General features: G+C 63.4%; 11 protein-coding genes. 5 read left to right on the top strand and 6 right to left on the bottom strand.

Going from position 1 to position 11464, the window contains the following annotated elements; genetic code table 11:
* Positions 1 to 55: 55 nt before the first annotated feature.
* The 5 genes from AC1DYC_RS21520 to AC1DYC_RS21500 form a co-directional block, all read right to left on the bottom strand.
* A complete protein-coding gene (locus AC1DYC_RS21520) occupies positions 56 to 1051 on the bottom strand; it encodes an aldo/keto reductase (RefSeq protein WP_477409731.1) in 996 nt (331 codons plus the stop codon).
* The gene (locus AC1DYC_RS21515) at positions 1041 to 2021 is read right to left on the bottom strand and encodes a sugar-binding transcriptional regulator (RefSeq protein WP_477409729.1); all 981 of its coding nucleotides are present in this window, start codon (positions 2019 to 2021) and stop codon (positions 1041 to 1043) included. The genes AC1DYC_RS21520 and AC1DYC_RS21515 overlap by 11 nt, the downstream gene beginning before the upstream one ends.
* A gap of 1 nt (position 2022) precedes the next feature.
* On the bottom strand, positions 2023 to 3009 hold the full coding sequence (locus AC1DYC_RS21510) for an ABC transporter permease (RefSeq protein WP_477410106.1): 987 nt from the start codon (positions 3007 to 3009) through the stop codon (positions 2023 to 2025).
* A 17-nt stretch (positions 3010 to 3026) separates the two neighbouring features.
* On the bottom strand, positions 3027 to 4553 hold the full coding sequence (locus AC1DYC_RS21505; protein ID WP_477409727.1) for a sugar ABC transporter ATP-binding protein: 1527 nt from the start codon (positions 4551 to 4553) through the stop codon (positions 3027 to 3029).
* Between the two features lie 69 nt (positions 4554 to 4622).
* Entirely contained in the window at positions 4623 to 5642 is a 1020-nt protein-coding gene (locus AC1DYC_RS21500) for a substrate-binding domain-containing protein (RefSeq protein ID WP_477409725.1), read from the bottom strand.
* Positions 5643 to 5999: 357 nt separating this feature from the next.
* Between AC1DYC_RS21500 and AC1DYC_RS21495 the strand changes: the two genes are divergently transcribed.
* Both AC1DYC_RS21495 and plsY read left to right on the top strand, forming a co-directional pair.
* A complete protein-coding gene (locus tag AC1DYC_RS21495; RefSeq protein ID WP_477409723.1) occupies positions 6000 to 6530 on the top strand; it encodes a hypothetical protein in 531 nt (176 codons plus the stop codon).
* A 16-nt stretch (positions 6531 to 6546) separates the two neighbouring features.
* Positions 6547 to 7209 carry a glycerol-3-phosphate 1-O-acyltransferase PlsY gene (gene plsY / locus AC1DYC_RS21490; RefSeq protein ID WP_477409721.1) on the top strand — a complete coding sequence of 221 codons (663 nt, stop codon included), beginning with the start codon at positions 6547 to 6549 and terminating at the stop codon, positions 7207 to 7209.
* Here plsY and AC1DYC_RS21485 read toward each other — a convergent pair.
* Entirely contained in the window at positions 7190 to 8446 is a 1257-nt protein-coding gene (locus AC1DYC_RS21485; protein ID WP_477409719.1) for a ubiquinone biosynthesis hydroxylase, read from the bottom strand. The two genes, plsY and AC1DYC_RS21485, sit on opposite strands and share 20 nt — an antisense overlap.
* Before the next feature lie 114 nt (positions 8447 to 8560).
* Between AC1DYC_RS21485 and tesB the strand changes: the two genes are divergently transcribed.
* The 3 genes from tesB to AC1DYC_RS21470 all read left to right on the top strand — a co-directional run bounded on the left by tesB (position 8561) and on the right by AC1DYC_RS21470 (position 11383).
* The gene (gene tesB / locus AC1DYC_RS21480; protein ID WP_477307922.1) at positions 8561 to 9436 is read left to right on the top strand and encodes an acyl-CoA thioesterase II; all 876 of its coding nucleotides are present in this window, start codon (positions 8561 to 8563) and stop codon (positions 9434 to 9436) included.
* 218 nt (positions 9437 to 9654) lie between these two features.
* Positions 9655 to 9993 (top strand): P-II family nitrogen regulator, encoded by a 339-nt coding sequence (locus tag AC1DYC_RS21475; protein ID WP_023670499.1) that lies wholly within the window; start codon positions 9655 to 9657, stop codon positions 9991 to 9993.
* A gap of 31 nt (positions 9994 to 10024) precedes the next feature.
* On the top strand, positions 10025 to 11383 hold the full coding sequence (locus AC1DYC_RS21470; protein ID WP_477409717.1) for an ammonium transporter: 1359 nt from the start codon (positions 10025 to 10027) through the stop codon (positions 11381 to 11383).
* Positions 11384 to 11464 lie beyond the last annotated feature (81 nt).

The raw sequence follows: 11464 nt of genomic DNA, 5'->3' as shown, positions 1-11464 counted from the left end.
GCCGTTCTGCCGTCCGGTGGACGGCAGCTCAACTGAGTTTCGGTTATGGATGGCGTCAGGCGGCGAGATTGGTCAGATGGCGGCTAGCGGCCTCACTGATCTGGTTCAACTCTTCGCCGGACAATCTGATGCGGCCGGCTTGCGCATTTTCCCTGGCCTGCTGCGGGCTGCGGGCGCCGCAGAGCGAAAAGGTGATGCCCGGCTGCTGCAGCGTCCAGGCGATGACCACCTGCGCCTCGCTGGCGCCGTGCGCCTCGGCGATCGGCCGGATCGCTTCCATCAGCGCCGCCACCTTGCGGCGGTTGGCCAGCGAGAAGCGCGGATTGTCCTTGCGCTGGTCGTCGCCGGTAAAGACGCGATCCGGGCCGATCTTGCCGGAGAGAAGGCCGAGCGCCAGCGAGGAATAGCTGAGCACGGACACGTTGTTGTCGGCGCCGAAGGGCAACAGGTCGCGCTCCATGTCGCGCACCACCATGCTGTATTCCTGCTGGACGGCGTCGAGCTGGCCGGCCGCGAGATAGGCCTTTACGTCGGCGACGCTGACATTGCTGGCGCCGATGGAGCGGATCTTGCCCTGGGTTTTCAGGCGATCGAGCGCTTCCATCGTTTCAGTGACCGGTGTCGTCGGATCCTGCCAGTGGGTGATGTAGTGGTCGATATGGTCGGTGCCGAGGCGGCGCAGGCTTTGCTCGACTTCATAGACGACAGAGTCGGCGCCGAGATAGCGATGCACGGGCGCGCCGTCATAGTCGAAGAAGTGGTTGCCCTTCTTCGTATGCCAGACCAGGCCAAGCTTGGTGGCGAGCACCACCTTGTCGCGGCGGCCCTTGATCGCCTTGCCGACGATTTCCTCCGACAGGCCCTGGCCATAGGCCGGCGCGGTGTCGATCAGCGAAACACCTTCGTCGATCGAGGCGCGGATCGTGTCGATGGATTGCGCCTCGTCAGTGCCGCCCCACATCCAGCCGCCGATGGCCCAGGTGCCCAGGCCAATCGCGGAGGCGGATATCCCCGACGCGCCAATGGTGCGCGTCAACATTTCAGGCGACATTGCGTATGCTCCCCGCATTACTCAGGACTGCGTTGGCCGTCTCTTCGTCGACGACCAAAGATTTCAGATAATTGCCGCGCAACGCGGCGCGGATCGGCCAGACTTTTTCGGCGCCGCTGGCGACCCCCATCACTGTCCGGCAACGGCCGAGCTCCGAAGGCGCCAGCGCCACCAGCCGGTCGTTGGGCGGGTAATCGGCAAGCGTGCCGTCGTCGCGGATCAGATGCGCAAGGAACTCGCCGACCGCACCGCTGGCGGCGAGTTTTTCGCGGTCAGGATCGAGGCCAGGGTGAAGATCGTAGTAGCTGGAGCCCGGCGTCTGGATCGAACCGACGCCGACCAGCGCGATCGCGGCCTTGCGCGCCAGGTCGAAGATTTCGCGCACCGAGGCCATGTCCAGCAGCAGATCGCGCTGCTCGCGGCTTTCGGCAAACAGCGGCGCATGCAGCAGCATGCTGGTGCCGCCGAGGCGTTCGGCCAAGCGCGTCGCCAGATGGTTGACGTCGGTATAGTGCTTGCCCTGCACGCCGCCGGTGAGAGGTACGACGGTGATGTCGAAGGCGCGTTCCGGCTCAAGGTTCTCGACCAGGGCGCTGATCGCCTTGCCGCCGGTGATGGCAATGACGTCGCCGTCGCGCAAGGTCTCGAGCAACTGGTTGGCCGCGGCGCGGCCCACCTGCTGCAGCGTGCTGTCAGGACTGCCGGCGACGGTCGGCGTCACGATCGCAGTCGCCAGCTGGGCGACCTCGGCCAGCTGTTTTTCGATATCGACCAGACGCTGGAACGGACTTTCGACCGCGATCCTCAGCATGCCGAGCTTGCGCCCCTGGGCAATCAGGCGATTGACCTTGGACGGCGACAGATTGAGCGCCGCCGCGATGTCGTTCTGCTTCATGCCGTCGACGAAGTGCAGAACCAGCACGGTGTGGATCTGCCTGATCGCCTCGAAATCTTCCCTGCTGTCCGCCATCTCAGCCCCGCCGCTTGTTGAAGTAATAGTCGGCGGTCACCGCCGTCAGCAGAATGGACCCGCGGATGATGTCCTGCCAATAGACGGACACGTCGAGCAGAGCTAGCGAGCTTGAAACGACGGACAAAAGGATGGTGCCGAGGATCGCGCCGAGAATGGTGCCGGCGCCGCCGGTCAGGCTGGCGCCGCCGATCACCGCGGCGGCAATGACGTTGAGCTCCATGCCGGCGCCGAAGGTCGGCTGGGCCGAGCCGAAGCGGGCCATGTAGATGATGCCGGCAAAGCCGCACAGGGTCGAGCATAGCGTCGTCGTCAGGAACACGACTTTCTTGGTGCGGATGCCGGAATAGGCCGCCGCCTTCTCGTTGCTGCCGGTGTAGAAGACTTTGCGGAACATCGTCGTGCGGCGCAGCATGAAGTCGGACAGGATGACGAAGACGATGAAGATGATGATGACGACCGGAATGCCGCCAATGGTGCCCTGGCCGATGAATTTGAATTCGGGCGGCAGCGTGTAGAGTCCGAGCGGGCGGCCACCGGTGCCGAGCAGGCACAGCCCGCGCGCAATCACCATCACCGCCAGCGAGACGATGAAGTGGTGCAGGCCCACTCTGGTGACGAAGAAGCCCATGAACGCGCCGATGCCGGCGCAGGCGGCGATGGCAACCAGAGATGCCACCCAGGGATCGACGCCCCCAAGGAACAGCAGGCCGGCGATCACCATGGCGAGTGCCGTGACCGAGCCGACCGAAAGGTCGATGCCACCGGAAATCAGCAGGATCGTCATACCGACGACGACAATACCTTCAACTGCGAAGGCCATCGCCATCGCCCGCATATTGTCCCAGGTCAGAAAATAGGGCGATGCGAACGACATGACGGCAAAGAGTACGGCGATGATGAGGATCAGGCCGATCTCGCGCATCCGGATCAGGCCGCCGAGCCTTTCACTGAGCCCGATCCGGGCGGCTCGCGTCGCGCTGTCCATGCTTTCCCCCACGATGCTCATGTCGCGCTCCGTTGCCGGCCTTCATCGGCAAGCGATGCCAGGACCATGATGTTTTCTTCCGTCATCGCATCGCCGGTGACCTCGCCGGTGATGCGTCCCTCGCGCACGATCAGCACGCGGTCGCAGACGCCGATCAGTTCCGGCAGCTCGGAAGAGATGACGACGATACCGACGCCGTCACGCGCCAGCTTGCGCAGGATGCGGTGGATTTCCGCCTTGGCGCCGACATCGACGCCGCGCGTCGGCTCGTCGAGGAAGATCACCTTCGGGTCGACCGACAGCATCTTGGCGATCGCCACCTTCTGCTGGTTGCCGCCCGACAGCGTCGACACCGGCTGACCGACATGGCCGCATTTCAAGGACAGCTGCTTGCCGATCGTCTCCGCCTGCTGCTTCTCGCGCCGATCGTTGATGAGGCCGAAGCGCGTCGAAATCCGGTCGACCGCCAGCGCCGAGATGTTGGCGGCGATCGACATGTCGAGAAACAGCCCGTCGCCCTTGCGGTCTTCGGAGAGGTAGACGATCCCTGCAGCGATGCTGTCGCCATAGTGGGTCAGCGACAGCGGTTTGCCATGCAGGCTGACATCGCCTGTCACCTGGCCTTCCAGCCGGCAGATGCCTCTGACGATCTCGCTGCGGCCAGCGCCAATCAGGCCGCCAACACCGAGGATCTCGCCCTTGCGCAGCTTGAAGCTGATGTCGCGGAAGGTTCTCGCCTCGCAAAGGTTGCTCACCTCGAGCAGGATTTCCTCAGTGCGTTCGTCGTCGCGCAGCTTCTCTGGATAGAGGCTGTCGATGACGCGGCCGACCATGGACGCCACCACCTGTTCGGGCGTCGTCGCCGCTATGTCGAGCGTGGTGATGTATTGGCCGTCACGCAGCACGGTGACACGGTCGCAATTGTCGAAGATCTCGGCCATGCGGTGCGAGATGTAGATGATGCCGATGCCTTCGCCGGCAAGCTGGTGAATGATCTCGAACAGTTTCTTGGCCTCGCGCTCGGTCAGCGCGGCGGTCGGTTCGTCGAAGATGAGGATGCGGCAATCGAGCGTCAGCGCCTTGGCGATCTCGACCAGCTGTTGCTGGGAAATCGACAGGCTGCGCACCATGGCGGTCGGATCGATGTTGCCGAGCCGAGCCAGGATCGCCGCCGCGCGCTTCTCGAGGTCGCGGTAGTTCATCAGCAGCGCCTTGCTGGCGTTGGTGATCGACATGAAGATGTTTTCGGCCACCGAGACATCGGGGCACAGTGCGATTTCCTGATGCACGAAGCCGATGCCGAGCTTTTGCGCCTCAAGCGGCGAAGGGATCGAGACGGAGCGGCCATCGATCTGGATGTCGCCGCTGTCGGGCGGCAGGATGCCGTCGATCACCTTCATCAGTGTCGACTTGCCGGCACCGTTCTCGCCGGCAATGGCGTGGATTTCGCCGGCGCGCAGTTCGAAGGACACATCGCGCAACGCCCGCACAGGACCGAACGATTTGCTGAGGCCGGATATTGTGAGAAGGGCCGGGGTTTCCACTGCGGTGCTCGCCTGCTCAGGGAGGGTGAGGCAACCGCGCCGGATGGCGCGATTGCCTGATGGACGCGATCAGCTGGGATCGCGGCCTTGCATGTACTTGTTCAGGTCGAACGAGTCGGCATTCTCCTTGGTGATGACGGCAAAGCCGTTGTCGGCAAAGGGGATGCGCATCGGGTTGTAGCCCGACGCCTTGTAGTCGTTGAACGGGTCGATCAGTTCCGGATGCGCTGCCATGAAGGTGGCGACGAAGCCGAGATAGCCCTGCATGCCCTGGTTGGGGCTCAGCGCCATGTGGATGTTGCCGGCCTTGATCTGCTCCAGCGTCGCAGGCGTAATGTCGGCATGCATGATCAGCACCTTGGCCTTGGCTTCGAGAACAGCAGCGACCGCGCCTTCGGCCGAACCGGCTTCCGGAATCCACAGCGCCTTGAGGTTCGGGTTGGCCTGCAGCATCGAGGCCACCGCCTTGTTGGCGACATTGGCGTCCTGGTTGGAGGCCTGGCGTCCCACAAGCTTCATCTTCGGATAGTTCTTGGCGAGATAGTCGATGAAGGCGGTGACGCGCAGATCGTGGTTGCTCTGGCCGGGGTTTTCCAGCACGCCATATTCGGCGTCGTCGCCGACCTGCTTGACGATCTCCTCGGCTGCGAACTTGGCTTCCGCCAGATTGTCCGAGGTGATGTAGGACACGCGCTTCGACTTCGGTGAGTCGGCGGCGAAGGTGACGACAGTGGTGCCGTTCTCGATGGCGCGGTTGATCGGCTCGATGAACGGATCGGCCTGCATCGGGTGCAGCAACACGCCGGCCGGCTTCTTGATCAGATCCTGTTCGAAGGACGCAATCTGCTTGGCGATGTCATAGTCCGGCGTGCCCGAAAACACGGTCTTGCAACCCATCGCCTCGGCCGCCTGTTTGAAGCCCTGATAGACCGGCACCCAATAGGGATGCGCGGAGACCATGACGTTCATCACATAGGTCTCGTCCGGCTTGCACTGAAACTTGCTCTCTGCCGACGCAGCACCTGGCATCGCCAAGGTCAGCGTCATCACGGCGGCGCTCAATGCGCCCGCCAGCCCAATCCTGTTCATTCTCTCCTCCGGGTTCCCCGACGATGAAAGCCTCGTCGCGTCAGCTTTTGCAAGAAATTTCATCATATGAAATCTCTGGCGAGTTTGAATAGGCCGAGATTTTTTGCGTGTCAATCATGTTGCACGAAATATCATGCAGTGAAATTTCTTGCAGGCATACCCATTGATCCGGGCGGTGTCCATCGCAGGGGGCATCGTCTGATTGGCTTTGCGGCCGGCGACCTGAAACCAAGATGTTCGGTCTCGGTGTAGGTGCTCGGAGGGCAAACCCTCTGTTTCTTAACCAGCCGCAATTCTTGCGTGTTGAAGCAACGTCGGAGTTCTCTTATCGTCGCCGCAATTTCCGGGGAATTCGATATGCCTTTCATAATTGCTCTTCTCGGCGTGCTGGGAGCGGCGGCGTTCTGGTGGTACCGCATGAAGGCCATGAACGACGCCGCGCGCGAGGTCGCCGATGTCGTCGGGCGCGTCCAGGGCAACATCCGCCGCAAGAAGCTGCGCAAGCAGGCGGCGCTGTCGCCGCTGACGGCGATCGACGACCCTGTCGTGGCGGCGGCGACGCTGATCACCGCGATGGCTGCGGAGCATGGCCCGATCCTGCCGAAGCGCGAAACGGTCATCCGCGAGGTGATTTCGCAGATCGCAGAAAACCAGAAGAAGACCGACGAAGCTGTCGTCTACGCCAAGTGGGCCTCGGCCCAGATCGACGACACGACCATCGTCATCGACAAGCTGGCGCCCTTCCTGCGCGAGCGCCTCGATCCGCACGAGCGGGAAGATCTGCTGCAGATGCTGAACCGCGTCGCGCAAGGTGGCGAGCAGAGCTTCAAGGTCGCCGACCAGCGCATGCTGCGGCTGCGGCAGAAGCTGGGTTTTGAGGTGAACTGAGAAACCGCCCGGGCGCATGTCATTCTGGATAGCGAATGCGATAGCATCGGTTGCCGCTTACCTTATCGGCTCTACGCCTGCGGGCTATTTGGCAGGAAAACTGCTTAAGGGCATCGATATCCGTGAGCACGGCTCCAAGTCCACCGGCGCGACAAATGTATTGCGCACACTTGGAAAATGGCCCGCCTTGGTGGTGCTTCTGGTGGATGTGCTGAAAGGGGTGGCAGCGGTCGTCCTTGCCCGTTGGCTTTCCACCACCACACTGCCGGCAACATCCGAGATGCCCGCTTGGGCTCCCTGGGTTGTATGCTTGGCCGGACTTGCAGTCCTGCTCGGGCACAGCCGTTCGATCTGGCTGAATTTCACCGGCGGCAAATCGGCTGCGACGGGGTTGGGCGTTTTGCTGGCGATGTCCTGGCCAGTGGGTCTGGGCGCCGCGACGGCGTTTGCCGTCGTGCTGGCAATTTCCCGGATCGTCTCCCTGAGTTCGATGCTGGCGGCGCTGACCGCGATCGTGCTCGTCTGCGGCATGGACCAACCATTGCCCTACCGGCTGCTGGTCATTGCCGGCGGCATCTATGTGGTCGTGCGCCATCGCGCCAATATTGGGCGGCTGGTGTCAGGAACCGAGCCGCGTCTGGGGCAAAGCGAGAGCCGGGCTAGATCGCCTCGCCCTTGAGCAGCCGCGGCGTGTCGCCGGACAGCCCCGACGCCTGGCGGATGAAGAACTCCTTCAGCCTGGGCATGCGTTCGACGAGGCCGAGGCCGATGTCGCGGATTTGGCGCAGCGGGCCGATGTCGTTGGAAAACAGCCGGTTCAGCACGTCGGTGGTAACGCCCATCTGGACGGTGTCGAAGCGGCGCCATTGCTGGTAGCGCTCGAGCACGTCGAGCGCGCCGATGTCCTGTCCGAGGCGATCGGCTTCGACCACCACTTCGGCAAGCGCCGCCACATCCTTGAAGCCGAGATTGAGGCCCTGGCCGGCGATCGGGTGAATGCCGTGGGCGGCGTCGCCGGCAAGGGCGATGCGGGGCGCGACAAAGGCGCGTGCGATGGTCAGGCCGAGCGGCCAAGCGCGCGGTTTGTCGGTGACGCGGATTTCGCCGAGCTTGAGGCCGAAACGCAGTTCGAGCTCGTGCTCGAAGACGAGGTCGTCGCCCGAAACCAGTTTCTCGGCATCCTCGGAGCGTTCGACCCAGACCAGCGATGAACGGTTGGTGCCGTCTTCGGCCGGCTTCAGCGGCAAAGTGGCAAACGGGCCGGCCGGCAGAAAATGCTCCTCGGCGCGGCCATTGTGCGGCCGCTCATGCGCCACCGTGCAGACGATGCCGGACTGGCCGTATTCCCACTTCACCGTCTTGATGCCGGCCATGTCGCGCAATTTCGAATTGACGCCGTCGGCGGCGACCAGCAGCCGCGCCTTCAGCGTCGCGCCGTCGGCCAGATGCACGATGATGCCGGCGCCAGTGTTGTCGAAAGATGCGACCGCGACACCTTCGAGGATTTCGATCCCGAGCTTTTGCGCGCGGCGGCGCAGGGCGCCGTTCAGATCCTTGTTGGCGACCATGTGGGCGAACGGTTCGCCGGGAGCTACCTCGCCGTCGAAGGTGAGAAACACCGGGCGCACCGGATCGGCGGTGCGGGAATCGGTGACGATCATTTCGGTGATCGCCTGCGATTGACCGACGATTTCCTGCCAGACGCCGAGCTGGTCGAGCATGCGGCAGGCGGCAGCGGCGATGGCCGAGGCGCGGCCGTCTTTCTGCCAGACGCCGGCAGGGGCTGCATCGACGACGGCGACCGCCAGGTTGGGCCGCGCCTGTTTCAGCGACACGGCGGCGGCGAGGCCGACATAGCCGGCGCCGGCGACCAGCACGTCGAGCGAGTTTTTTGCGTCCGTCTTGCGGTCTGCCATGTCAATTCCTTTCGAAGCCATGACCGTCCTGCCCCCACTGGGGCATTGCGGCCTTGACTGCCCGCCATTCCTGTCCGAAACCGCCATAGCATCTTTAAGGCGAGGTCACGAAGCATGACAGCGGCCATGGACGAGCTTCTCAGCATTCTCGACCTCGAGCAGCTGGAACACAATCTGTACCGTGGTCGCAGCCCAAAGCTCGACTGGCAGCGCGTCTTCGGCGGCCAGACCATCGCCCAGGCGCTGGTCGCCGCCCAGCGCACAGTCGAGCCCGAGCGCCATGTGCATTCGCTGCACGGCTATTTCATGCGGCCGGGCGATACCAAGGTGCCGATCGTCTACGAGGTCGACCGCATCCGCGATGGCGGCTCCTTCACCACGCGGCGCGTGGTGGCGATCCAGCACGGCCAGGCGATCTTTTCGCTGGAAGCCTCGTTCCAGCAGGACGAGGTCGGGCTGGAACACCAGCTGCCGATGCCGCGCGACGTACCGGCGCCCGATAGCCTGTTGTCGCAGCGCGAATTGCTGGGCAAATTCGGCGAAGCGGTGCCGGAAGGGATCAAGCGCTACTGGGAGCGCGACCGGCCGATCGAGATGAAGCCGGTGATGCTGAAGCACTACACCAGCCGCGAAAAGCTGGAGCCGCAGCAGAACATCTGGATCCGCACCACCGGCCCGGTGCCGGCCGACCGCGGTATCCAGGCGGCGGTGCTTGCCTATCTCTCCGACATGACCCTGCTCGACACCTCGACTTTTGCGCACGGCCGCGCCATTTTCGACCGCGATATCCAGGCGGCAAGCCTCGACCACGCCATGTGGTTCCACCGCAGCCATCCGCTCGACGATTGGATCCTGTACACGCAGGACAGTCCGTCGACGCAAGGGTCGCGCGGCTTCACTCGCGGCTCGCTGTTTGCCCGCGACGGCACGCTGATCGCCTCGGTTGCCCAGGAAGGCCTGATCCGCCTGAAGCGCCCGCCTGCCGAATAGGCATTTTCTTAAAATTGCCTATTTTTTAATCAGTGACTGTCCGATGAGAGTGCGCGCCGCACTGCCGCGCCCCGGGCAATCCGTTTGTTTACAATGAGTTAACACGCTGCTTCGGCAACTGGCACGGAGCTTGAATCCTGTTGGGCACTCTCCGGGCTCTTTGGGATCGGTGAAGGTGTGCAAACGCGGGGGACCGCAACAGCAAAGGGTGAAACCTTATGAAAATCGTGATGGCAATCATCAAGCCGTTCAAGCTCGACGAGGTGCGCGAAGCGCTCACCGCCGTCGGCATCCAGGGCCTGACCGTCACCGAAGTCAAAGGCTACGGGCGTCAGAAGGGACATACGGAAATCTATCGCGGAGCGGAATACGCGGTCAGTTTCCTGCCGAAAATCAAGATCGAAGTCGCGGTCAGCACCGACCTGGTCGACAAGGCCGTTGAAGCCATCACGGCGGCAGCCAAGACCGGGCAGATCGGCGACGGCAAGATCTTCGTCTTCGGCATCGATCAGGCGGTGCGCATCCGTACCGGCGAAACAGACACCGACGCGCTCTGAGCGGCGAACACGTATTCCAATGGAGAGTTCAATGAATATTCCTTCCACCTTGAAGACGACGGGACGCGCGGCCGCACTCGGCTCGCTCGCTCTCGCAGCATGGGGCAGCGTCGCCGCCTTCGCGCAGGAAGCAGCCCCGGCGGCCGCGGCTGCCGCCCCGGCGGCGCCGACGCCCGTGCTCGATACCGGCAACACCGCCTGGATGCTGACTTCGACAGCGCTGGTGCTGATGATGACCATTCCGGGCCTCGCCCTGTTCTACGGCGGCATGGTGCGCAAGAAGAACGTGCTCGCCACGATCATGCAGAGCTTCGCCATCACCTGCCTGGTGACGATCCTGTGGTTCATGTTCGGCTATTCGCTGGCCTTCTCCACCAATGATTCCGCCAGCGTGAACAGCTTCATCGGCGGCGCCTCGAAATTCTTCCACCATGGCATCACCACCTCGTCGCTGTGGCTGCCTGGCGTGGCGAACATTCCCGAGTTCGTCTTCTCGATGTTTCAGATGACCTTCGCCATCATCACGCCGGCGCTGATCGCCGGCGCCTTCGCCGAACGCATGAAGTTCTCGGCGCTGCTGATCTTCATGGCGCTGTGGCTGCTGGTCGTCTACGTGCCGGTCGCGCATTGGGTCTGGGGTGGCGGCTTCCTCGGCACGGCTGGCGTTCTCGACTTCGCCGGCGGCACGGTCGTCCACATCAACGCCGGTGTCGCGGGCCTGGTCTGCGCGCTCGTTCTCGGCAAGCGCGAAGGCTACGGTACCGTCAACATGGCGCCGCACAACCTGGTCTATTCGGTGATCGGCGCTTCGCTGCTGTGGGTCGGCTGGTTCGGCTTCAACGCCGGTTCGGAACTGGCGGCTGACGGCCTTGCCGGTGCTGCCATGCTCAACACTCAGGTTGCCACCGCCGCGGCGGCGCTGGCCTGGATGTTTGCCGAATGGATTGTCGCCAAGAAGCCGTCCGTGCTCGGCATTATCTCGGGTGCGGTTGCCGGCCTCGTCGCGGTGACCCCGGCTTCCGGCTTCGTCAACCCGACCGGCGCCTTCATCGTCGGCATCGTCGCCGGCGTGCTTTGCTACATCTCGGCGGTCAAGGTGAAGCACATGTTCGGCTATGACGACTCGCTCGACGCCTTCGGCGTGCATGGCATCGGCGGCATCATCGGTGCGCTGCTGACCGGCGTGCTTGCCGATCCGGCAATCAACAGCCTGTCGTCGGGCGCATCGCTCGGCAAGCAGGTCTACGGCGTCGCCGTCACCATCGTGTGGACGGCTGTCGCCACCTTCGTGATCCTTTACATCGTCAAGGCGCTGGTCGGCCTGCGGCCCAGCACCCAGGAAGAGGTCGAAGGCCTCGACGTCACTCAGCATGGCGAGGTGGTTCCGTAAGGCCACCTGCCAACGGGACCGGCGGAACCCTCCTCCCGCCGGTCCCCCAATTTGCTTCAGAATCCCGTCGTGACGCTCCCG

Source organism: Mesorhizobium sp. P2_E7 (assembly GCF_056403855.1).
This window is presented reverse-complemented; position numbering and strand designations above follow the sequence as displayed.